The following is a 23,361-nucleotide window of genomic DNA, read 5'->3' as shown; positions in this document are numbered from 1 at the left end:
GGCCGTTTCAATTGGGTATCCGGGCGACTAGAATGCCCAGGGACGCTTGCCCGGCGGGCAAAGCGGCGTGGCTTGGGGCGTGTGCAGCAATGTCATGTTTCGGCGAGATGAGCCTTTCCGTGCGGCCCGCCGCTGAGGTTCAGCCTGATACGCGTTTCCCCGGGCAAAAACCTGCTCATTGCAATTCGACGGCGGGTCGTCGCCGATGAGCTCAAAGGACGATCCTTCCAGGCCGGCGGATAGAACCGTCATCCGCGCGCCGCGGCCGAAGCAGAAGCCGCTTGCGGCTCCCGAGAGATCCGGTCCGGAAGGCGCACGTCCTGCTCCATCGCCTCGCCGCGAGGCGACAATGTTCGACCCCGGCGGCGGCCGACATATGCCAACCGGTTGGTCGTCCGGAACCGTGCTGTTTCAGGGGCCTGCCCCGGGAGCGGTGGACAATGCGACGCCGGGGCTGCCGCAGGACGCCCTGCTCGCCGCCGCCGAGGGCGTGCGATATGCCGCGACAAATCCGATCCTTGCCGCGGCGGCGCCGCTGCTGATGCTCTTCGGCCAATTGCGGCTGATGCCGGTCGAACGGCAAGCCGCACCCTTGGCGGAGCGTATCGCCGACGCGATCGAGACCTTCGACCGCGCGATCGCCAAAGCCGGCGTTGCCGAGGAAGACGCGCGCATCGCGAAATTCGCCCTTTGCGAAACCGCCGACGACCTCGTCGGCAATTTGCCCTGGCCGAACAAGGACAGCTGGCTTCAGCACAGCTTGGCGTCGCGGTTCTTCCACACCCAGCCGACAGGCACGGGCTTCTACGAAGCGTTGAACAAGATTCTCGCGAGGCCGGAAGCGCATTACGACCTGCTCGAATTGATGCATGCCTGCCTGTCGCTGGGCTTCGAAGGCCAGTATCGGGGGCTGACGGGCGAACGAAACATGCTCGAACGCGTCCGGCGCGACGTCTACGACACGCTGCGCTACCTCAAGCCGCGCGCCAATGATGACATCTCGCCACGCTGGCAAGGCATGGCGGCGGCGCTGCCGAAGCCAAGGGCGCGGCTGCCGCTCTGGGCGGCAGCGGCCGCCGCGGCGACGCTGGTGACAGCGGCCTTCTTCGGACTGCGGGTGCTGATCACCGACGAAGGCGACGCGACCGCCGGCGAATTGCTGGCGCTCAACCCGTCGACGCCCGTCACCATCGAGCGCGCCAGCGTGGCGGCGCCCACTGAGCCGGTGCTAGCCAGCCCGCCGCCGCCCGCGGTTCCGGACACCACCCAGATCGACCGCATCCGCGCCGCACTTGCCAAGGAGATCGCCGGCGGCGGACTGAGCGTCGGCGAGAAGGGCGAGTTCATCGTCGTCGAGATCAATAACCAGCTTTTGTTTGCGCCCGGCCAGGCGGAGCTGAAGCCGCAGTTCCAGCCTGTCGCCGCCGACATCGCCACGGCGCTCGATGCTGAACCGGGGCCCATCAATATCATCGGCCACACCGACAATGTGAAACCGAAGAAATCGAGCACGTTCAAATCGAATTTCGATCTTTCCGTTGCCCGGGCCAAGGCCGTCCAGGCGATGATGGCCAAGCAGTTGAAGGACCCGTCGCGGCTGACCGCCGACGGCAGGGGCGAGGATGAACCGATCGCCGACAATGGCACTGCGGAAGGCCGCGCCAAGAACCGCCGCGTCGATGTGATGATCCCGAAACAGGAGACCTTGCAGACGAGCGCGGCGGCGGAGAACGGCGACTGATGCGCTGGATGCTGCGTATCTTCAGCTTGGCCGCGCTTGCCGGTTTCTCGGCGGCGGTCTGGTATGCCGGGCCGCTGATCCGCTTCGCCGATACGCGCCCGCTTGGACCTGTGTGGCTCAGGGCCACCATCATCGGCGTCACCGTTGCGGTGCTTGCGCTGTTCTACGGGGTCCGCTTCTGGCGGCGGCGCAAGGCGCAAAAGGCGCTCGAAACGGCCATCGTGCGCGGCGATGAGCGCAACGACGATTCACAGGTGCTTGAAGCGCGCATGAGCGAAGCCATCGCGACGCTGAAGCGGACGAGCGGCAAGCGCGATTTCCTCTATGACGTCCCCTGGTACATCATCATCGGCCCGCCAGGCGCCGGCAAGACGACGGCGCTGGTCAATTCCGGACTGAAGTTCCCGCTTGCCGGCTCCGGCAGCGCGCAGCCGCTGGCTGGCGTCGGCGGCACGCGATCCTGCGACTGGTGGTTCACCGACGAGGCGGTGCTGATCGACACGGCCGGCCGCTATACGACGCAGGAATCGGACCGCGAGCGCGACAAGGCAAGCTGGCTCGCCTTCCTGGGATTGCTCAAGAAGCACCGCACCAGGCAACCGATCAACGGCGTGATCCTCGCCATCAGCCTTGCCGACCTGATCGGCTTCGACGACCGGCAGCTCGACGCGCATGTCACCGAGATCAGGAGCCGCCTGCGCGAACTGCACGAGACGCTGAAGGTCCAGTTCCCTGTCTATCTGCTCTTCACCAAGGCCGATCTCATCTGCGGCTTCATGGATTATTTCGGCGATTTCGACGAGGCGCGCAGGCGCAAGGTATGGGGGGCGACGTTCCAGACCGCCGACCGCACCAAAAACATGGCCGGCGAGGCGCCCGCAGCCTTCGACGAACTGGCGAAGCGGCTCGCCGAAGAAGTCGCCGATCGCTTGCAAGAAGAGCCAGACCCGGTGGCGCGGATCGCGCTGTTCGGCTTCCCGGCCCAGTTCGGCACGCTGAAGAACCGGATAACGCAGTTTGTCGGCAGCCTGTTCGACACATCGAGGTCGCAGGTCAATGTCAGCCTGCGCGGGCTCTATTTCTCGTCCGGCACGCAGGAAGGGACGCCCTTCGACCAGGTGTTGGGCGCGATCGGCCGCAGTTTCGGCAGTGCCTCGCAGATGCATCTTTCCGGCGCCGGCAAGAGCTTCTTCCTGCACGACCTGCTGGCCAATGTGATCTTCCCGGAATCGGGCTGGGTGTCCTTCGACCGGGCGGCCGAGCGGCGCGCGAAGCTCGCCAGGTTCGGCGGCCTGGCCGCAATCGCGCTGGCGGCGTTCGCGGCGCTCGGCATGCTTGGCCTCAGCTTCTTCGCCAACAAGGCGCTGATCGCTTCCACACGCCAAGCCATGGCGCATTATCGCGACAGCGCCGATAGCCTGCTCAAGAGCACCACGGTGACCGATGTCGACCTCGAAAACGTCATCGGTCCGCTCGACCAGCTGCGCAACCTGCCGGCCGGGTTCGAAAATAGCGACCAGGGAAAGCCGATCGAGGAGACGTTCGGGCTCAGCCAGCGCGAGCGGCTGCTGTCGGCCTCGAAGACGGCTTACCGGCAGGCGCTGGAGCGGACCTTCCGCTCGCGGCTGCTGGTGCAGGCGGAACGGACGATCCAGGCCAGGATGGCCGATCCGATCGCGCTCTACGAGCCGCTCAAGATCTACCTGATGCTGGGCGGCAAGGCGCCGAAGGTCGACGACGAGCTGATCGTTTCCTGGATGAAGCAGGACTGGGAGGAGAACCGCTACCCCGGCGAGAACAACCGCGAAGGCCGCGCGCAGCTCGAAAAGCATCTGCGCGCGATGCTTGCGCTCGACGACGCCTACGATCCAACCTTTGCGCTCAACCAGCCGCTGATCGAGGCCGCGCAGCGCTCGCTCGGACGCATGAGCCTCGCCGACCGCGCTTCGGCGCAGATCAAGTCGGCGGTCTACGCAGCAAAGCTGCAGGATTTCTCCATCGCCGCGAAAGCCGGTCCGGAAGCGCAGCTGTTGTTCGAGCGCACGGATGGCAGCGAGCTCGCCGATCTTCAGGTCCCCGGTCTTTACACGCGCGCCGGGTTCAATCGCTTCTTCCTGCCGCAGCTCTCGCGCATCGCGCAGATGCTCGTCGACGACCAATGGGTGCTCGGCGGCGGCGGCGAACAGGGCGGCATCGACCAGGACCTGCCCAGGCTCGGTCCCGAGCTCATCGACCGCTACGGCAAGGAATTCGCCGCAGCCTGGAACGGCGTGCTCGACCAGTTGAAGCTCAAGGCGATGCTGAAGGACAAGCCGCAATATCTGGCGCTCTCCGCCCTCGCCGCGCCGGACTCGCCGCTCGACCAGCTCTTCACCGCGATTGCCGATGAAACCGCATTGACGAAGGATAGCGGCGCCGACGGCGATATCGGCACGGCGCAGCAGGATCCGGCTAGCATGGCCAAGGGACTGGCCCGCATCGGCCTGCAGATCGCCGGCGGCAAGTCGCAGAGCCGCGCCGGCGCAAGCTCGGCCGTTGCACAGAATGCCGGCGCTAGCATCGAGGTGCAGTTCCGTTCGTTCCAGGCGCTGGTCGGCGGGGCCGCCGGGCGCCGGCCGCTTGATGCGCTGACGCAGAACTTCCACGACATTTTCCAGAGCCTGAGGCTCGCGGCCGATGTCCCCACACAGACCGAACGCATCAACGCCAATTTGCAGCTGCAGATCTCGACGCTACGGGCCAATGTCTCGCGCCTGCCCAAGCCGCTGGCGCGCATGGTCAACGCGGCGGCGGACGAGCTCGAAGGCAATGTCGCCGAGGCCTCCGTAGCCAACCTCAACCAGACGCTCGACCAGACGGTGACGCGCGTCTGCGAGGAGGCAGTCAACGGCCGCTATCCCTTCACACGCGACGGCACCGACGAGATCTCGATGGCGGATTTCACCAAGCTGTTCGCGCCGGGCGGCCTGATGGACCGCTTCTTCGCGCAGAACCTCGCGCCGCTGATCGACATGACCGGCCAGGAGTGGACTTGGAAGCAGGACGCCCGTTCCAGCCGCGACCTGGCCAAGTCGACCTTGAAGGCGTTCCAGTCGGCGGCGGAAATCCGCGGCGCCTTTTTCCCTTCCGGTGGCTCGGTGCCTTCGGTGTCGATCACCATAACGCCCACCTCATTGAACAGCGAAGTCGACAGCGCTTTACTCGACGTCGACGGGCAGACGGTCCAGAGCGCCCAGGCCGGCAACGCGCCGAGCATCGTGACATGGCCAAGCGGCGCCGCTTCCGGATCGGCGAGTCTCAGCCTCGTGCCGGAAATGCCCGGCCGCGAGTCGGTGCTGAAGTTCGAAGGACCATGGGCGTTGAAGCGGTTGTTCGACAAGGCGACCATCACCGGCGACGGCGCCAACACCGAAGCGCGCTTCGTGATCGGCGGACGCGATGTCGCCTACACCATCCAGGCCGGCTCGGGCGCCAATCCGTTGCTGCTGCCGGCCTTGTCCGGCTTCAGCTGTCCGAAGGCGTTCTGAGATGGCGGGCGCGAAGCTTCATTTCGATACTCTAATGTACACGCTTGTGGCAGAGTGGCGTGAGCACGCGGCCCGTGGCTGGTCACAGAGGACGCTCAAGAAGCGCTTGGTGGCAAATTGAGCACTGTCGCCCTCCCCATCGAAAGCTTCGGCGTGAGCCACAAGGGCTGCGTGCGCGACCACAACGAAGACAATTACCTCATCGAACCGCAGACGGGGCTCTGGGTGGTGGCCGACGGCATGGGCGGCCATGAGGCCGGCGAAGTCGCCTCGGCCAGCATCGTCGACCATCTGGCGACGATCGGAATTGCGAGCTCGGCGCCGGATCTTCGTGCCCGCTTCGAGGACAGGCTCAGCCGCGCCAATGCCGAGATCCGCAACATATCGCGCTCGCGCGGCATCACCATCGGCTCCACTTTCGCGGCCCTGCTTGCCATGGATGGGCGCTTCGCCTGCCTGTGGGCCGGCGACAGCCGCATCTATCTCGTCCGCAACGGCTCGATCTTCCAGGTTTCCAAGGATCACACCGAGGTGCAGGAATTGCTCGACCGCGGCATGATTAGCGCCGAGGAAGCGCGCGTCTGGCCGCGCCGCAACGTGATCACGCATGCGATCGGCGTCAGCGACGAGCTCGAGATCGATTTCCAGCAGGGCGAGCTGATGGCGGGCGATGTCTTCGTTCTGGGCACCGACGGATTGACCGCGCATGTCAGCGACGCCGAGATCGAGGCCGCGGTCAGATCCGCCACGCCGCGGGCGGCATGCGAGAACCTCTTGAAAACCGTGCTGGCGCGCGGCGGAACCGACAATGTGACTATCGTGCTCGTGAAGATCGGCGACGGGCAGAGCGGCGCGCACCATTCGGATCGGTCCGCAGCGGAGGGGCTGGCCGGATGAGCGACGACGACAAGACACGGCTGTCGACGAACGTCACCTACACGGGTGTCGGCACGCAGCTCAGCGGCATCTACGAACTCGACGAGAGGATCGCCTCCGGCGGCATGGGCGAAGTCTATCGCGGCCACAACATCCAGACCGGCGACCATGTGGCGATCAAGATCGTGCTGCCCGAATTCGCCCGCGACCAGACGATCCTGTCGCTGTTCCGCAAGGAAGCATCGATCCTCAACCATCTGTCGCATGACGCGGTGGTGCGCTACCACGTCTTCACCATCGATCCGGGGATCGGCCGTCCCTATCTTGCGATGGAGTTCGTGGACGGCCAGTCGCTGTTCGACGTCATGCGCCGCGGGCCGATGCCGGGGGATGATGTGCGCCGGCTTTGCCATCGCCTCGCCTCGGGGCTCGCCGCGGTGCACCAGGCAGGCGCTGTCCACCGCGACCTCTCGCCGGACAACATCATCCTGCCTGGCGGTCGGGTGGAGCGCGCCAAGATCATCGATTTCGGCATCGCCCGTTCGGCCACCGTCGGCGGAGAAACGCTGATCGGCGGAAAGTTCGCCGGCAAATACAATTACGTCTCGCCCGAACAGCTCGGCCTCTATGGAGGCGAGGTCAGTGAGCAATCCGATATCTACAGCCTCGGCCTGGTGCTGGCGGCGGCGCTGCGCGGAAAGCCGCTCGACATGAGCGGGTCGCAATATGAGGTCATCGAAAAGCGCCGGGCCGTGCCGGACCTCTCGGATATTGATCCCGATTTCCGCGAGCTGATCGAAGCCATGCTGCAGCCGGATCCGCGCGACCGGCCGGCCAGCATGGCCGAGATTGCCAGGGCCTCGCGCGGCGAGGATCTCGAGGCGACATTGCCGCCGCCGGTGTCGTTTGGGGCACGCGAACGCTCCGGCCTGCCGCGCGCCGGTTGGACGGCGCTGCCCGATTCCACACCGCAGCCGCCGGCGTCTCCCGGCGAGCCCCGCTTCGTTGAGCATGTGCGTCCCGCATATCTGTCGGAGCCACGGCCCGCGCCGGCAGCCGCCCCGGCCAGAGCGCCCGCACCGGCCGCACCCAAAAAGACTTCGCGCATGCCCGCCATTGCCGGCGGGGTCGCGGCTCTCGCTGTGCTGGTTGGGGGCGGCGTTTATTTCAGCGGTGTCCTGGCGCCCCCGCCGGCAACGGTAACACCCAAGCCACTGACGCCGAAGCCGGTCGCCGAAGCCGCCAAGCCGGTGGCCGAGGCGCAGCCACCGGAGGCGCTGAAACCTCAGACGCAGGCACCGGCCGCGGCTCAGCCGCAGGCGCCGAAGCCTGACGGCGCCGCCACCATCGAGACGGCGAAGCCGCCTGTCCAACCCGATGCGGAGGCCAAGGCGCCTGCCGAGAAGCCGGCCCCGCCTGCCATTCAGCCGGAGAGCGAGGCCAACAGCCAACCGCATCTCCCACAGGTCGAGACCAAACCGGCGCGACCGCCGGCGGCGCAATCGCCGACGCCTGCACCGGCTCCCGCGCCAGCGGTCGCCGAAAGCCAGAAGCCGGTGCAGCGTGCAGGCAAGCCGGCGGCCAAGACGCCGGAACCGAGCCAGGCGGCTGAGAACAAGCCGGCGCAAGAGGCAAATCCGCCGGCGGCCAAGCCGAGCGTAAAAGAGCTCGTGGAGATGCTTTCCAAGTTGCCCAAGCCGGCGGCTTCCCCACCTCCAGCTTCGCAAAGCCAGGCATCGACGCAGCCGACGCCTCCGCCGGCCGAGCCGAAGGCGCAGACCCCAACACCTAGTCAGCCGGAAACGCCGATCGCGCCGGCACAACCAGCGCAGCAAGCGCAGACACCGGCGGCCAAGCAGCCCGACAACACCGACGTTGCCATCAATGTGCCCAAGCCGGCGCTTCCTTCAGCGGAAGACGACATGATCAAGTGGAACGACCAGCGCTCCTGGGTGCGTGATTTCAGCGGCGGCAGCTGTTTTTACGCGAACGTCACTTCCGGACCTGGCGCCACCCCGACGATCGAGGGATACGCAACGGCGGTGCAGCCCTTCGAACAATTGCTCAATGATTTCCAGTCCAGGTTTCACGTCGAGCCGGACATCAGCGTGCGCCTGATCACCCCGCCGCAGTGCGGCGTGCCCACCTTCCTTCGCTTCCTCGACCGAAGCTCGGCTGCAAAGCCACAGCTTGTCCTCGACCGGACATCGGTCCCGGACGGATCGCCGGTCAGCGGCGCGCTGTATACGGGCGGCGGGCTTGTCTCGAACATCATGCTGATCGACCACAAGGGCATCGCCTTCAATCTCGACGACCGCATGGTGCCGCAGACCGACAAGGTGACCTTCAACATCCCGATCGGTCTCGCTGCCGCGGACAAAGCAGCCGGCAAGGCGGTGCCGCAGATCATGCTGGTGATCACCGGCCCCAAGGACATCCAGGCTGCCATGTTCTCCAGACCGACGCCGGCCTCGGAGCTTTTGCCGAGGATCCTCGAGGAGATCGAGGCCGATGGATCGCAGTTCTCCGCCACGGCCACCTATTTCCGGCTTGGCGGATAGCATGAACGCCGATGGACCTTCGCCGCCTGCGTTATTTGCACCAGCCCTCGCCACGCAAGCAGCGTAGCCGGCTCCGATTGCCGAGCCGCATGACGCTTGCGGCGCTGCTCGGCGCGGCGCTGTTCTCGATCCTTTCGCCCGGCAAGGCGCATGCCGAATTCACCGTCTGCAACCAGACGCTCGACGTCGTCAATCTCGCGGTCGGACAGAAAGTCGACAATGCCGACCAGACGGACGGCTGGTGGACCATCGGCGCCAACCAGTGCGTCAACGTCATCCGCGAGGAGCTCACCAACCGCTATATCTATCTCTACGCGACGGACGTCTTCGGCCACGCGATCCTCAACGGATCGACCGAGATGTGCATCGACCGGCGGCGCTTTTCGATCCGTGGCATCGAAGAGTGCTGGCAGCGCGGCCATATCGCGGCGCGCTTCGTCGAGGTCGATACTCAGGAGCAGGTGCGCTGGACCTACTTCCTGACCGGAAGCAGCCCGTGACGCACTCGATCGACACGAGCTTCAAACAGAAGAAGCTGGCGCGCTTGGCCGAGCGCCGGCGCAAGCTCTGGCGCGGAATCCTTGCAGGGGCCGCAACGATCGCCGTCGTCGCTTTGGCCACCGGCTTCTACCTGACCAAGGATTATTGGTCGTTCGGCGACGAGGACGAGGAGCTGCATCCCGTCGAGGGCATGGAAGACGTGCCGCCCGATGCCTCGGTCTATGTGCCGGCGATCATTGATCTCGCCGGCGATCCGATGTGGATCACGCTGGCGCCCGATGCCGACACCGCGACTAAGGGCAAGACCGTCGCGCGTCCGGCTGAGCTCGACAGTTCCGGGGCTTCGCCGCAAATCGAGATGCTGTCCGACGTGATGCTGAGCGCCAGCGAGAAGTTCATGACGACGATCCCGTCGACGCAGGAGGATTTCGCCTTCTTCCAGGCCCAGCGGCAGGCCGCTTCCAAGCCTTCGGCGGCGACGCCCGACGACGCGCAACCGGCACCGCCCGCTCCGGCCGCGGCGCCAGACGATCAACAGGGCGATCCGCAGGGCGACCTCGAGAACGACCTCCAGGCGGCGCCTGACGAGAGCGACGCCGGCCCGGCGCCCAAGGCCGACGCCGACGATCCCGAGGCCGGCTGGGGCGAGACCATCGACCAGGGGGAAGCCGCGCTCCCGGCTTTCAAGAAGACCGCGGTCGAGAACAACACGACCGTGGCGACCGTCGCCAGCGAATACCAGCGCTTCGAGGCGACCGAGGATACCTTCGTGAAGATCCTCAACGACCGCAGCCTGGACAGCGTGGCGCTCGACGCGCATTTCTCCGCCGACGACGCGAAGCTTGCGGGCGAGGCGCTGAAGACGCTGTTCAACCGCGACGGGCTGGAGCCCGGCTTTGTGGTGGCCATGCGCGGGTTCCGTCCGAACCGCGAGACGACGACGATGTCGCTGATGCAGGTCTCGATCTACGCCAAGAATGTCTATGTCGGCACGCTGACGCGTAATGCGGCCGGCGCCTTCGTGTCGGGCGTGGATCCGTGGGTTCGCGAGGACCTCTTCAACTATTCCGGCGCCTCGGACCAGGGCGGGCCCAAGCGGCAGTACCGCCTGCTCGACGCGATCTATTCGACGGCAGCACGCAACAAGGTGCCGACCAGCGTCATCGGCGAGGCGATCATGTATCTGTCGCGGGGGCAGGACCTCGACGCCTTTGCCAGCGAGGACCAGCGCCTGGTGCTGATCTATTCGCAGACGCCGCGCGGCCAGGGCGAAATCTCCGGACGGGTTCTCTATGTCGGCGTCCAGGGCGCGCAAAAGAGCCTCGACTGTTTCGTCTTCCAGCAGAGCGACGGCCAGTATGCCTGCGTGACGGGCGACGATCAGGTGCGATCGCTGACCGTCACCAACGGCATGGTCACACCGGTCGCCGGAGTGATGACCTCGACCTTCGGCCCGCGCAAGCATCCGATCCTCGGCACGGTTCGAATCCACAAGGGCGTCGACTGGGCGGCTCCGGTCGGCACACCGATCGTGGCCGCCTTCGACGGCGCGATCTCCTTTCAGGGCGATGGCGGCGGCTACGGCAATCTGGTGAAGATCACGCATGCCAACGGCCGCGAGACGCGTTATGCGCATATGCAGAAATTCGCCATCGCCAGCGGGGTCGGCACCAAGGTGAAGGCCGGCGACGTCATCGGCTATATCGGCACAACAGGGCTTTCGACCGGCCCGCATCTGCATTTCGAACTCTATCAGAATGGCGTGGCGATCGATCCGCTGGGCACGGTCACTTCGGTCGCCACCGCCGTTTCCGTCAGCTCCGGCGGCTCAGGGGATTCCGCCGTCGAGACGCTGACCGACCGGATCGTGCACGTCGAAAGCGGCGGCAGCGCCCGTGCCAAGAACCCGCTTTCGTCCGCGACCGGCGCCGGCCAGTTCATCTCCAAGACCTGGATCCGCATGATGAACACCTATCGTCCCGATCTCGCCCGCTCGCTTTCGACCGCCGACCTTTTGGCGCTCCGCTACGACGCGACGCTGTCGCGCGAGATGGTGCGCAACCTGGCGCGCGAAGGCGAAGCCTATCTGCGCGCCCGCGGCCACCAGATCACCGCCGGTCGCCTCTATCTTTGCCATTTCCTCGGCATGGAAGGGGCGCATCAGGTGCTGGCGGCACCGGGCTCGTCGCAATTGACCGCGGTTCTGGGATCAGCCGTCATCCAGGCCAACCCGTTCCTTACCGGCAAGACCGCCAGTTATGTCGTGGACTGGGCCGAGCGGAAAATGGGGCAGAAAGCGCCGCGCGTGGTGACCGACCAAGGCCAGCCGGCGACGACCACGACCGAAATCCGGCAGACGTCTCCGGAATTCGAAAAATACAAGCAGGCGATCACCGCGCTGATAGGTTCGATCCAGAATACGCTGGAGCCCGGCTAACGGCACTGCACAGGGATTTTGACCTCTCTTTGCGTTGGCAGATGGCATGCATTGAAGATTAGCCGAAACGCCCATCGCGATCGTCATTCTATGGCGGAGCAAGGAGCGAAGCGACGCCGCGCAGACCATAGAATGACGAGGTTGGGGCGGCTTCAACCAATTCCCGGCGTTTGCGCTGATTTCACGGAAATCACCAAGGCGCTGATCTTCGGCACCGGCATCGCGGTAGGCGGTGCGCTCAAGAACTGACCGAGACAAAGCCCGGCCGGTCGGCGGGCCGGCTGTCTCGCCATGAGCCGTTTGGAGACAGGGGCGGCCGCCTATTGCGTCCTGATCCGCATTTCCACCCGGCGGTTGACCGGATCGTAGGGATTGGCGACGCGCGGATGCGACTTGCCCAGGCCGATCGGCTCGAGGCGGGTAGATTGAACGCCGTTCGCCGTCAGGAAGGCCGCCACCGATTGCGCCCTTCGCTGCGACAGGTCCTGGTTGTAGCGATCCGTACCGGTCGCGTCGGTGTGGCCTTCGACGACGAAGCTGAACGTGCTCAGCCTATTGTCCTTCAGCGCCTTGGCGAACTCGTCCAGCTCCGTGCGGGCGGTCTGGTCGAGCTGGGCCGAATCCAGGGCGAAATTGATCATCATGTCGAGGCTGCCCTTTTGGGGCGCCTCGTTCTTGTCGGCTTTGCTTTTGCACTCTTCCTCGGTGCCGACGCAGATACCGCGCGACGCGCCAAGATTACCCTGGCCGGCGAAGAACTTCACGATGTCTTCCGATTTCTGTAGCGGATCGGCATAAACGTGCGTTGAAAAAAGCACGGTCGCCAATGCCAAGGCTGAGCTGCCCCACCGCATGACCGTCACTCCTGTTTGAGCGGGTTTCGCTGGCGCGCACCATATCAAATCTTGAAGCGATTGTCTGTGAACAAGCGCACGTTGCCGATGGCCGCCACCTGCTAAAAGCTGGAGCATGATGCCGAAAAATATGAAGCGGTTTCGGGCGGCATCATGCTCTAGTTCTTTGATTTAGAGACGGGTTCATCCGGCTCTAAGGCTTGACCGGCTCTCGGCTAAAGGCTTGAGTGGTTATCAGCTGGCTCTCGGGGTTTGGCAGCCATGGCCAACGAACTCGGATACAGAACCGCAAGGGATCTCTTTCTTGCCTGTCCCGCGATCGCCCGGGACATGAAATCGCCGGCCGCCAATCAATCCCCGCTCGAGTTCTGCCGCGCCCTGCTCGCCGGGCGCGTGCCGGAGGAGGCTGTCACGTTCTGTGCCTATCTCCTGCCGGAACGCGCCGCGGTCTGGTGGGGGCACGAATGCCTGAGCCATCTCTCAGAACTCCTTGCCGATAGGGACCTCGAATTGCTGGCGCTCGTCAATGACTGGGTCTGCGAGCCTGGCAATCCCCGCCATCGAACGGCGCTGAGCGACGCCGTCGATCCGTCGCCGACGACGCCGGCTGCCTGGATCGCTCTGTCCGCGGCGTGGCGCGACCCGGCCTTCGATATGCTGTCGACTGGATTTCCCGCCGCCCACGCCGTCAATGCCGGGATCCTGGCGGGGCTGGCGCGCGTCTCGACCGCGGACCGCTTTGGCGTGCTTTCGGCCTTCGTCGATATGGGCATCCAGATGGTGGAGATTGAGGCGCAGCGGCAATCGGTCGACGCGTATTAGGTAACTCCAGGAAAATCATTTACAGCCGCCTTGCGCCCACCTGGCCAAAGCGACCTTGAAGCGCGTGCCGAGCGGATGCTGCAGGCGCAGCACGGAGACGTCGTTGGCAGCGAAATTCTTCGCCTGCTCGCAAAGGCGGGTCTCGTTCCACTCGTGGCAGCCGTCGCAGTGCTTGCCTTGCCAGACCGACTTGTCGAGGCCTTCGACCGGACTGAAAAGCGGTTGTCCCTTGATCAGTTGGGCTATGCTCTTGCCGTCGATCGCCGGGTCGCCAAACTTGACCGGGCGATCGAAAAAGATCGGCCCGTCCGTTCCCAACTTCGGGATTCTTTCACGCAGCGCATTGAGCGCAAGCTGTTCGTCGGTCTGGCCGGACGCCGCGCCGGTGTTGCGCGTCCCGGAGCCCGCTTCGGCCTGCGGCGGGCCTGCCTCGCCGACGATCAGCGGCGCATTGAGATCGATCCTGTGCAGGACGACCTTGGTGGTCAGCGAGACGTTGATCCAGGGGCGCTGCTTGCCGGCAGTGGCCTTGAAGACATCGCTGGTCACCCTGTTCATCGCTTCGGTGATGGAGACGTTGGCTTCGCCGATATGCTGGAGCAGCGCCGTGGTGAACGGCGAGTGGTCGCCCGAACCGTCATAGGCGAGCTGGTTCGGACTTGCGGCGAAGGTAACCAGCGTGCCGGCGCCGCCATTCTCGATCGGGATTTCAGCGAGGCCGCTGCTTGCGCTCTTGATGCCGGCGGTCTTCGCCAGCACGTCGGCAAGCGGATTGTCGCGGCAAGCGTCCAGGAAAACCAGTCTTATGCTGGTCTCGCGCGACATCTGGCGCAGGACGAAATCGACCGAAACGGCCTCGAAATCGAGCGAGGTCTCGTCCTCGAGCGCGGCGTCGACCGGAAGCAGATAATTCTTGCCGGAGACCTGCAGGCCATGGCCGGCATAGAAGAAAAGCGCGATGTCGGCGCCCCGCACCTGCTTGGCAAACTGCGCGACCGTAGTCTGTGTCTGCTGCTTGGTGAGGTCGAAGCCGGAGACCACCTCGAAGTCGAGGTCCTTGAGCCGATCGGCCATGGCCTGCGCATCCCGCGCCGGATTGGCGAGCGGCGCCGCGTGCTGATATTGCGAGTTGCCGAGCACGAGCGCGACGCGCCGCTCGGCATTTGCGGCGGCCATCGTCAGAATCAGGGCAAGCGCCACAACTCCCGCGGCGCGAAGCAGGCCACCGCAAAAGGCGATCGGACCAGGACCCACCGTCACCTCAGTTGGTGAGCTTGCTGGCGGAGAATTCGATCCGCCGGTTGAGCGCCTTGTTCTTGGGCGTGTCGTTGGCGGCGACCGGCTTGTCCTCGCCATAACCGGCCGAGCTTATCTGGTTGCGCGGCACGCCGTCGGCGATAAGCGCATCGGCGACCGCCTGGGCGCGCCGCTCGGAGAGCGCCTTGTTCGCCTCGGGCGATCCGTCGGAATCGGTATAGCCGGACACTTCGACCTTGAGGGCCGGGCATTTGCCGACGACGCCCTCGACCTCCGCCAGCAGCGGGCGGCTCTTGGCGTCGAGCCTCGCGCTCGCCTGGCGGAAATAGATGGCGCCGGTGCGCGAGAGCACGGCAAACCGGTTGAGGCATTCCTCGTCGCTGAAATTGGCTTTCGCGGCATCGGTGGCGACGGGGCCGACCTCGGCGGTCGAGGCCGCAACGGTCTGCACGGCGGCCGGCTTGGCGCCGTCGGCGGTGAAGACGAAATCGAAGGACACCGACGCCGTGGGCACGATGTTGGTCACGTTGGCCGCCTGCTGCAATTTGTCGATGTTGGGCAGGAGGCCGAAATCCTCGACATGGACCGCGACGGGCGCTTCCGAAGCGACGGAAACCTGGGCGTCGCTGATCATGGTGACGACGACGCTTGCCTCGAGATCCTTGTCGACGCCATGCAGGCTGAGGCGGAACGGCAGTGTCGTCTTCACGCGGCGCTTGGTAGGCAAATCGGCGAACGCCGCTGGGTCCACCTTCGCAGTCACTTCGGCCGTCGGATAGGTGAATGTCTCGAAAAACAGGAAACGCATGCGAACGTTGCGCAGGTCGACGCCCGTATCGACGGAATTGAGGTCGAAGCTGATCCTGGCGTCGCCGGCGGAACTCAGCGTGCCGGTGATGTTCCTGATCTTATTGGTCTCGACGATCGTGTTCTTCTTGACCGACTGGTAGGTGAGCACCGAAGCGGACGGATCGAGCGTCCAGTTCGGCGCGGCGCTCGCAGCCTGCGATCCGAAGACCAGCAGCGCGACTACGACCAAGCCAAAAGCCGCGGCCTTGGCTCGCATTTTTCGCCAGAATGCGACGACTTCGAACATGGAACGCCCCCGCCAGGACAACCCGATCTCGATACCGGCATGTGATCGGAGCATAGAGCACTTGCCCCGGCTTGGCGAGCGGTTACGGCGGACTTGATAAACGACTCGGCCGCAGCTCCCGAGTCCTCATCCCCAACCGCCTCCGCCGCCTCCGCCACTGCCCCCTCCCCCGCCTATCGGTGCAATGACAGGCGCGGTTTCGGTCTGAACGGGCTTGATCAGTTTCTTGGCGGTGACCTTCTTGCGCTCGACGACTTTTGGCGCGGTCGTCGTGCGAACAGCCTTCGTCCTATGCTTCTCCGTCGGGGCCGGCTCGACCCTGGGCGTCACGGTCGTGCAGCCCGCGACTGCGAGAGCACCGGACAGGATTGTTGCGACGATTGCGTGTTTCGATGCCCAGCCCACAACATTGCCTCCTTGCTGATCAGAACAGGTCCCGGCGCGGATTGGCTTGTTCCCAGACCGCCCTGGCCGTCTTGACCAGTTGATCGTCCAACGAGCCGTCCGCCGAAATCTTGGATTTGAGTTCCCCACGCATCTGTTTCAGAGCCGCTGTCTTCGCCTTGGCTCCAAATTTCGCGAGCGTCGCCTTTGCGTCCGGAATCTCGTTGCGAAGATCGAGCGCGGCCGCGAAAGCAAGATAGCGCGCGGCCACCGCCTGGTCGGCCTTGTCGCCTCTTTGCATCTCCAGCGCCGCGCGATCATATGCGGCCGACTGATCGCCGCGATCGGTCGCCAGCTCGAACAGCCTTTGCGCCTCTGCCAGATCCTGCTGCACGCCGACACCGTCCCTGTACATGCGTGCAAGGCTGCCGGGGGCATAGGGCTGGCCGAGATCCATCGATTTCTGGAACAGCGTGAGTGCGGTTTTGGGATCCTTCTCGACCCCGGTGCCGGAGAGATAATTGCGACCAAGCAGGTTCATCGAATACATGTCCTGCCGCTCGACGCCGGCCTTGAGGAAGGCCACGGCGCGAGCCGGATCGGCCGGCACGCCGTTGCGGCCTTCGGTGAAGATCGCCGCAAGGTCATTCATCGCATAGGTATGGCCCATCGCCGCCGCCTTGAGCAGCAGGTCCAGCCCCTTGCCGGTATCGCGATCGACACCGTAGCCGTTGAACAAGGCGCGGCCCCATGAAGTCATTCCATAGGGATCGCCTTTGTCGGACGCCGCGGCATAGAAAGTGTTGGCCTGCTTGCGGTTGGCGGGCATACCCGTGCCGGTCGCGTTGAGGTAGCCCAGCTCGAATACAGCGCGGACATGTCCCTTGTCGGCGGCTTCCTCAATCGCCTTCTTCGCCTCGTCAACTTTACCGGCGGCGAGCAGCGCGCGCCCGAGTTCGTAGTGGAACCGCGCGACATCGGGATAGGCTTTCACCGCCGCCCGGCAGGCCTCCACCGCGCCGGCGCCGATCTCGTTCGGCAACAGGCCGGGAACGACGCCCTGCAGGTCCAAGGGTTCGCCTGCCTGCGTGTCGCAGGGATCGACGCTTGGCGACAGCTTCATCGTCGCCGGCTTCGACGATGTTTTGTCAGCTCTGATTTCGACGCCGACTATCAATGGCTTGACCGCGCCTATCTGCGGTTCATAGCGCAGTTTATCGACCTCGTCGGCCATCAGGCTCGATTGCGGCGACAAGGTCCGGTCCGGCAGGGACAGCGTCCCGGTTGCCGGATAGCTCGCAAGCTTCACGCTTACGGACGGATCGTTGGTCGGGAAATCCAGCTTCAGCGGCACCGGGCCGACACCGACCGGAATCTTGACGTCGCGGTTCTCGATCGCCTCGGCGGCGCCGGCGATGTGGATGCCGCGCTCCAGCACCTGCTGCTTCTGTTTCGACTCGAGCGAGGCGACAAGCTGCTTGCCCGCGGCGCCATCGCCGTTCTTGACCCGGAACACCAGTATGCCCTGCGATCCACCGCCCCACTCGTCATGCGCGGCGTAGGCCAACATATCGACCTGGTCCTCGGCGTCGGCGCCTTTCGGCACATCCATCGCGAGCCGCGGCAGATCCTTGCCCTCTATCGGCTCGCCCGTCGCGACCGGCTTGCCGTCCAGGATCAGACGCCCCAGCGCCGGCGGCCTTTCGATGCTGATGGTGACCGCGCCGCCATCGACATCGACTGGCACCGGCAGGTCGAGCGCGACCGGACCGACGCCTGACGGCACGGTCTTTTCCAGCACCGGCGGCAAAGCCGGCCGGCTGGCGCGGCGCATCAGCACCACCTCGTCGATCAGCGAGGAATTTTCCCAGGGAACCTGCGCGCCCTTGGTGGCCTCGACCACATCGCGGCGGACGGCCGCCATGACCGAGCGTATCTCCTGGTTCGGCGCCAGCGCGCGGCGCGAGAAGGCGGATGAAAACGGGCTGAGATCGCCGGACCCGTCATAGGCGACGGCGCCGGGTTCCGTGGCGAAGGCGATCAGCGTGTTCAGCGAGCTTTTCACCTGCGCGAGGCCGGTGCCGCCGGCCGCGATCAACTGGTCGCGCAGCCAGTAATCCTTGCGCGGGAACGGGTTGTTGCGGCAGGCATCGAGGATGATCACCTGGATCTTCGATTTGGCGCGCAACTGTTGCAGGACGTCGTCGAGCTTGACCGCCTGCACCTCGATGTCCGCCGCATCCTTGAGCGACGCATCGACCGGGATCAGGAAATTCTCGCCGCCGATCTGAAAGCCGTGACCCGAATAGTAGACGACCGCCAGATCGGCGCTGTCCGCCGCCGCGAGATAATTGCGAAATTCCTTCTCGAACTGGAGCTTGGTGAGATCCTTGGCGACGAACACATCGAAGCCGGCCAGCCGGAACGTGCTCGACACGTCGTCGGCATCCTTGTCCGGATTTTTCAGCGCAGGGATTTCGCGATATTCGGAATTGCCGATGACAAGCGCAACCCTTCGATCGGCGTGCGCCTGCACCGTCGCGAGGCCCACGAGGATCAAGGCTGCTATCAGCGCGCAGCATCGCAGCATGGTAAAATCCCTAACTGCTATCACCTGTCGGCCACAAGAACGCAGCTTGCGGCATCGCGGTCTGTTAAAGACTTCACAATCTGCCAAGACGGCAAGGAACGCGCCTGCGATGGCAAGGCAGATCGCGCATTCAACCAGCTGCTAAAATAACCCAGAGACCTCGGCGCCGCAATGACCTGGGTAAGCGCGTCGCCGTCTGTCGATGCAGTGTCACCATCTGCGAGCCACGCCTCCGCGCAGCGCTGCGTGTCTGCGACGCCACAGCGTTTCATGGAAACGGCGAAAACGTCCTATCTCTTTGCTTTACGCAATTCCGGACGGAAGGCTACGGCGACCCGCCGAGCCCAAGCCGGCCTCTTTCCTGGGTCAGGCGCCGCTCCACATCGCGTCCGGCACCACCACCAGCTTGCCGACGAAGTCCTTGGCCATGAAGTCGGTCTGGGCGCGGTGGAAGTCCGACAGTTTGTACGCGCCGCCGACCAGCGGCTTGATCTTCTTTTCCTCGATGTAGCGCACGATGCGGCGGAAGTCCGCGCGGGTGCCTTGGCTCGAGCCGTGGAGTTGGAGCTGCTTCAGATACATGGTGCGGAGGTCGAGCTGCACGACCGGCCCGGCGATCGCGCCGGCAGTCGTGTAGCGGCCTTCGGGCCGCAGGATGCGTAGGAGGTCGTTGAAGATGGCGCCGCCGACGAGGTCGGCGACCACGTCGATGGGTTGGCCGCCAGTCGCTTCGTTGACGGCGGTGAGCAGGTCGGCCACGCCGCGCGTGATCACCTTCTCGACGCCAATGTCGAGCACGGCCTGTTCCTTGCCCTTGCCGACGACGGCATAGGGGATGGCGCCCCGCGCCCTCGCCAGTTGCACGATGCCGGAGCCGACACCGCCGGAGGCGCCGGTGACCAGCACACGCTCGCCAGCTTTTAGCGCCGCCCGCTCCAGCATCTGCTCGCCGGTGAGATAGGCGCAGCAGAAGGTGGCTAGCTCGACATCGCTCAGATCGGTGTCGACGACATGCGCGTTCTCGGCCGGCAGCGCCTGGTATTCTGCATAACCGCCGTCACGGCCGTGGCCCATATAGTCGATGTCGGCCAGCGAATCGTCGTCGCGATTATAGATCGAGAAATCGACCATGACGCGCTCGCCGATGCGCTCCGCGGACACGCCGTCGCCGACGGCGACGATCGTGCCAACAGTGTCGGTGCCCTGGATGCGCGGGAAGGTCAGAGTGTTGCCTTGCCGGCGCCACGTCGACACCGCCTCGGCATCTTCCTCCGTGCCATAGGCGCCCTGGCGCACCCAGACATCGGTGTTGTTCATGCCGCAGGCGCTGACCTTGACGAGCACCTCGCCGGCGGCAGGTGCCGGCACCTTCACATCCGTGCGGTAGACGAGCTTCTCAAGGCCGCCATGGCCCGTAAGCTGCACGGCGGCCATGGTGGCGGGAAGAGTTCTGGTCATGGCATTCATGTCGCTTCTCGGATGTCACTTCTCAGATGCTGGCCAATACGCTGTTCACGGCGTCGGCGGTCTTGGCGACGACGATGTCGGCTTCCTCGCGCGTCAGGCAGAGCGGCGGCGCGAAACCGAGGATATCGCCCTGCGGCATGGCGCGGCCAATGACGCCGCTGGCGGCGAGCGCGGTGGCGATCTGCGGCCCGACCTTCAGCGCCGGATCGAAGAAGACGCGGTCGTCGCGGTCCTTGACGAACTCGATGGCGGCCAGCATGCCATCGCCACGCACCTCGCCGACATTCCTGTGTCCGCCGACTGCCTTGGCCAACTCTGCGCGGAAGTAAGCTCCGGTCTCGCCGGCGTTCCGCACCAGGTCCATCTCGTCGATCAGCTCGAGATTGGCGACACCGGCGGCAACGCAGATCGGGTGCGCCGAATAGGTCCAGCCATGGCCGAGCGAGCCAAGCTTGTCCGAGCCCTTGACCAGCACCTGCCAGACCTTGTCGGCGACGATGACGCCGGAGAGCGGCGCATAGGCCGAGGTCAGGCCCTTGGCGATGGTGATCAGGTCCGGCTTGATGCCGTAATGGTCGGAACCGAACATGGTGCCGAGACGACCAAAGCCGGTCACCACCTCGTCGGCGACGAGCAGCACGTCGTATTTGTTGAGCACGGCTTGGATCTTTGCCCAATAGCCGGCCGGCGGCGGCACGATGCCGCCGGTGCCGAGGATCGGCTCGCCGATGAAGGCCGCGACCGTGTCCGGGCCCTCGGCAAGGATCATCTCTTCCAGCTTATCGGCGCAATATTGCGAGAACTGCTCCTCGCTCATCGAGCGGTCGGCGCGGCGGAAATAATAGGGCGCCTCGGTGTGCAGGATCGGCGCGCGCGGCAGGTCGAAGGCGTTGTGGAACAGCTCGAGCCCGGTAAGCGAACCGGTCATGACACCCGAGCCGTGATAGCCACGCCAGCGCGAGATGATCTTCTTCTTCTCCGGCCGGCCGAGAACGTTGTTGTAATACCAGATCAGCTTGATGTTGGTCTCGTTGGCATCGGAGCCGGAGAGACCGAAATAGACTCGGCTCATGCCCTTCGGCGCGCGGTCGATGATCATCTTGGAGAGCCGGATCGAGGCCTCGGTGCCATGCCCGACATAGGCGTGGTAGTAGGCGAGGTTCTTCGCCTGCTCGGCGATGGCATCGGCGATCTTCTGGCGGCCGTAACCGACATTGACGCAATAGAGGCCGGCGAAGGCATCGATGCTCTTCTTGCCGGTGTTGTCCCAGACGGTGACGCCTTCGCCGCCGGCCATGATGCGGGCCGGCGATTCACCGCGCGCGTGCGTGCCCATATGCGTCGAGGGATGGAAGAAGTGGTCGCGGTCCCAAGCGGAGAGTTCGTTGGACTGTTCGAGCATTTTTGACTCCTGACGAGAATGAGGCCTGCGTAGCTTAGGCTACATCGAGGCAAAGGTATTTGAGGTCTGTAAAAGCTTCGAGGCCGTGGCGGGAGCCTTCGCGGCCGATGCCTGATTGCTTGACGCCGCCGAAAGGGATCGGCGCGCCGGTGATCTTGACCCGGTTTATGGCGACCATGCCGTACTCCAAGGCGCTGCCCATGCGCGCCTGGCGCGCGCCGTTTTCGGTGACGACATAGGCGACCAGGCCGTATTCCGTGGCGTTGGCGCGGGTGACGACTTCCGCCTCGTCGTCGAACGGCGTCACAGCCGCGACAGGGCCGAAGGTTTCTTCGCGCATGATCAGCGCTTCGTCCGGCACATCGGCGAGCAGCGTCGGCTGGTAGAACAGCTGCCCGGCCGCGTGACGCCTGCCCCCGGTCAGGCAGCGCGCACCGTGGGTGAGCGCGTCGGCCACCTGCTCCTCGACCTTCTTGACCGCGCGCTCATGCATCAGCGGTCCGATATCGGCGTCTGCCGATAAGCCATTGCCGGTGCGGAGCTGCTCGATGCGGCGGGCGAAAGCGGCGCAGAAGCGATCATAGATCGGCCGCTGCACATAGATGCGGTTGGCGGCGAGGCAATCCTGGCCGGAGGTGGCGAATTTGGCATCGAGCGCGATCGTCACCGCCTTGTCGATGTCGGCGTCGTCGAAGACGATCAGCGGCGCATGGCCGCCGAGTTCCATCACCAGCCGTTTCATCGTCGCAGCACTCTGCGCGGCGATCAGCCGGCCGACTTCGGTCGAGCCGGTGAAGCTCATCGCGCGGACCCGCGCATCGGCGCACATCGCGCCGACAATCGTGCGCGCATCGCCGGTGACGACGTTGAAGACGCCTGCCGGCAGCCCGGCACGCTCGCCGAGTTCCGCCAGCGCCAGGGCCGACAGCGGGGTCTCCGAGGACGGATGCGCCACAACCGTGCAGCCGGCGGCGAGCGCCGCGGCCGCCTTGCGGGTGAGCATGGCCGACGGAAAATTCCAGGGCGTGACGACCCCGACGACTCCGAGCGGCTCGCGGCGCACCGACATCTCGGCATTCGGCAGATGGCTGGTGACGCTTTCGGCGTTGAGGCGTTTCGCTTCCTCGGCATACCACTCGATAAAGGACGCGGCGTAGTCGATCTCGCCAAGCGATTCCTTCAACGGCTTGCCCTGCTCGAGCGTCATCAGCAGCGCCAGATCGTCCTTGGCGGCGATGATCAGATCGAACCATTTTCGCAGGATTTTCGAGCGCTCCTGCGGCAGCGCCGAGCGCCAGGCGGAAAACGCGCGCGACGCCGCATTGATCGCCTTTGTCGTCTGGGCGGCATCGAGCGCGGCTACGAAGGCGACGGTAGCGCCGGTGGCCGGATCGGTAACCTCAAAGCTTGCCGCCGCTTCGCTCGCCGTCCAATGGCCATCGACATAGGCGAGCGCGCGCAGCAGCCGGCGATCGGCGAGGCGGTCGAGCGCGTCATGGTGGTTGGTACGGGCAAAATGTGCGGACATCAGTCGGGTCTCCCGGTGCCGAGGCGATATGGAGAGACTACTCGCGCAATCGGGACAAAGAGGCTGTTTCGGCGGTCCGATGTAGAGAGATTGTCTCTATTTGTCCGGGAGCAGGTCAATCTCTCTAGCTTACCAGCCGCCGGATGCCACCAACCGGTGAAATTGGCCGCCTCCCACAACTTCGTCATCCATGGGCGGAGCGGAAGCGAAGCGGACGCGTAGACCCGAGGATCCATTCCGTGACCTTGATCGAAGGGCGCAGCGGAGCAGAATTCTGCACCGTTGCAACGCCTTGGCTTTACGGAATGGATCCTCGGG

At 65.0% G+C, this 23,361-nt stretch carries 14 protein-coding genes; 7 read left to right on the top strand and 7 right to left on the bottom strand.

Going from position 1 to position 23,361, the window contains the following annotated elements; genetic code table 11:
* Positions 1-205 precede the first annotated feature (205 nt).
* The 6 genes from tssL to LB538_RS14635 all read left to right on the top strand — a co-directional run bounded on the left by tssL (position 206) and on the right by LB538_RS14635 (position 11,643).
* The gene (gene tssL / locus LB538_RS14660) at positions 206-1,741 is read left to right on the top strand and encodes a type VI secretion system protein TssL, long form (protein ID WP_224523542.1); all 1,536 of its coding nucleotides are present in this window, start codon (positions 206-208) and stop codon (positions 1,739-1,741) included.
* Positions 1,741-5,268, top strand: coding sequence for a type VI secretion system membrane subunit TssM (gene tssM, locus LB538_RS14655; protein WP_224523540.1), 3,528 nt, complete (start codon positions 1,741-1,743; stop codon positions 5,266-5,268). Before tssL ends, tssM begins: the two co-directional genes overlap by 1 nt.
* Positions 5,269-5,385: 117 nt before the next feature.
* The gene (locus LB538_RS14650; protein ID WP_224523539.1) at positions 5,386-6,165 is read left to right on the top strand and encodes a PP2C family protein-serine/threonine phosphatase; all 780 of its coding nucleotides are present in this window, start codon (positions 5,386-5,388) and stop codon (positions 6,163-6,165) included.
* A complete protein-coding gene (locus tag LB538_RS14645; RefSeq protein WP_224523537.1) occupies positions 6,162-8,705 on the top strand; it encodes a serine/threonine-protein kinase in 2,544 nt (847 codons plus the stop codon). Before LB538_RS14650 ends, LB538_RS14645 begins: the two co-directional genes overlap by 4 nt.
* A gap of 11 nt (positions 8,706-8,716) precedes the next feature.
* Positions 8,717-9,205 carry a DUF1036 domain-containing protein gene (locus LB538_RS14640; RefSeq protein ID WP_224523535.1) on the top strand — a complete coding sequence of 163 codons (489 nt, stop codon included), beginning with the start codon at positions 8,717-8,719 and terminating at the stop codon, positions 9,203-9,205.
* Entirely contained in the window at positions 9,202-11,643 is a 2,442-nt protein-coding gene (locus LB538_RS14635) for a M23 family metallopeptidase (protein ID WP_224523533.1), read from the top strand. Before LB538_RS14640 ends, LB538_RS14635 begins: the two co-directional genes overlap by 4 nt.
* Positions 11,644-11,963: 320 nt before the next feature.
* Here LB538_RS14635 and LB538_RS14630 read toward each other — a convergent pair whose 3' ends face one another.
* Positions 11,964-12,497 (bottom strand): OmpA family protein, encoded by a 534-nt coding sequence (locus LB538_RS14630; RefSeq protein ID WP_224523530.1) that lies wholly within the window; start codon positions 12,495-12,497, stop codon positions 11,964-11,966.
* 261 nt (positions 12,498-12,758) lie between these two features.
* Between LB538_RS14630 and LB538_RS14625 the strand changes: the two genes are divergently transcribed.
* Entirely contained in the window at positions 12,759-13,319 is a 561-nt protein-coding gene (locus LB538_RS14625) for a DUF6931 family protein (RefSeq protein WP_224523528.1), read from the top strand.
* A gap of 15 nt (positions 13,320-13,334) precedes the next feature.
* Here the strand turns inward: LB538_RS14625 and LB538_RS14620 are convergent, their stop codons facing one another.
* The 6 genes from LB538_RS14620 to LB538_RS14595 form a co-directional block, all read right to left on the bottom strand.
* The gene (locus tag LB538_RS14620) at positions 13,335-14,495 is read right to left on the bottom strand and encodes a caspase domain-containing protein (protein ID WP_224523526.1); all 1,161 of its coding nucleotides are present in this window, start codon (positions 14,493-14,495) and stop codon (positions 13,335-13,337) included.
* An 85-nt stretch (positions 14,496-14,580) separates the two neighbouring features.
* On the bottom strand, positions 14,581-15,672 hold the full coding sequence (locus LB538_RS14615; protein ID WP_140844080.1) for an OmpA family protein: 1,092 nt from the start codon (positions 15,670-15,672) through the stop codon (positions 14,581-14,583).
* A 424-nt stretch (positions 15,673-16,096) separates the two neighbouring features.
* Positions 16,097-18,646 (bottom strand): caspase family protein, encoded by a 2,550-nt coding sequence (locus LB538_RS14610; RefSeq protein WP_224523524.1) that lies wholly within the window; start codon positions 18,644-18,646, stop codon positions 16,097-16,099.
* 366 nt (positions 18,647-19,012) lie between these two features.
* A complete protein-coding gene (locus LB538_RS14605) occupies positions 19,013-20,113 on the bottom strand; it encodes an alcohol dehydrogenase family protein (RefSeq protein WP_224523522.1) in 1,101 nt (366 codons plus the stop codon).
* 22 nt (positions 20,114-20,135) lie between these two features.
* Positions 20,136-21,515, bottom strand: a complete 1,380-nt coding sequence (locus LB538_RS14600; protein WP_224523520.1) for an aspartate aminotransferase family protein — start codon at positions 21,513-21,515, stop codon at positions 20,136-20,138.
* 34 nt (positions 21,516-21,549) lie between these two features.
* Positions 21,550-23,043 (bottom strand): NAD-dependent succinate-semialdehyde dehydrogenase, encoded by a 1,494-nt coding sequence (locus LB538_RS14595; RefSeq protein ID WP_224523518.1) that lies wholly within the window; start codon positions 23,041-23,043, stop codon positions 21,550-21,552.
* Positions 23,044-23,361: the final 318 nt, after the last annotated feature.

The sequence above is a fragment of the Mesorhizobium sp. Ca11 genome (assembly GCF_020165275.1).
In the GTDB taxonomy this organism is placed as follows: domain Bacteria; phylum Pseudomonadota; class Alphaproteobacteria; order Rhizobiales; family Rhizobiaceae; genus Mesorhizobium.
This window is presented reverse-complemented; position numbering and strand designations above follow the sequence as displayed.

Excerpts from the sequence above, each read along its gene's own strand:
- tssL (WP_224523542.1), top strand. The coding sequence starts at position 206 with ATGAGCTCAAAGGACGATCCTTCCAGGCCGGCGGATAGAACCGTCATC.
- tssM (WP_224523540.1), top strand. The coding sequence starts at position 1,741 with ATGCGCTGGATGCTGCGTATCTTCAGCTTGGCCGCGCTTGCCGGTTTC.
- LB538_RS14645 (WP_224523537.1), top strand. The coding sequence starts at position 6,162 with ATGAGCGACGACGACAAGACACGGCTGTCGACGAACGTCACCTACACG.
- LB538_RS14640 (WP_224523535.1), top strand. The coding sequence starts at position 8,717 with ATGGACCTTCGCCGCCTGCGTTATTTGCACCAGCCCTCGCCACGCAAG.
- LB538_RS14630 (WP_224523530.1), bottom strand. The coding sequence starts at position 12,497 with ATGCGGTGGGGCAGCTCAGCCTTGGCATTGGCGACCGTGCTTTTTTCA.
- LB538_RS14625 (WP_224523528.1), top strand. The coding sequence starts at position 12,759 with ATGGCCAACGAACTCGGATACAGAACCGCAAGGGATCTCTTTCTTGCC.
- LB538_RS14620 (WP_224523526.1), bottom strand. The coding sequence starts at position 14,495 with ATGGCCGCCGCAAATGCCGAGCGGCGCGTCGCGCTCGTGCTCGGCAAC.
- LB538_RS14615 (WP_140844080.1), bottom strand. The coding sequence starts at position 15,672 with ATGTTCGAAGTCGTCGCATTCTGGCGAAAAATGCGAGCCAAGGCCGCG.
- LB538_RS14610 (WP_224523524.1), bottom strand. The coding sequence starts at position 18,646 with ATGCTGCGATGCTGCGCGCTGATAGCAGCCTTGATCCTCGTGGGCCTC.
- LB538_RS14605 (WP_224523522.1), bottom strand. The coding sequence starts at position 20,113 with ATGAATGCCATGACCAGAACTCTTCCCGCCACCATGGCCGCCGTGCAG.
- LB538_RS14600 (WP_224523520.1), bottom strand. The coding sequence starts at position 21,515 with ATGCTCGAACAGTCCAACGAACTCTCCGCTTGGGACCGCGACCACTTC.
- LB538_RS14595 (WP_224523518.1), bottom strand. The coding sequence starts at position 23,043 with ATGTCCGCACATTTTGCCCGTACCAACCACCATGACGCGCTCGACCGC.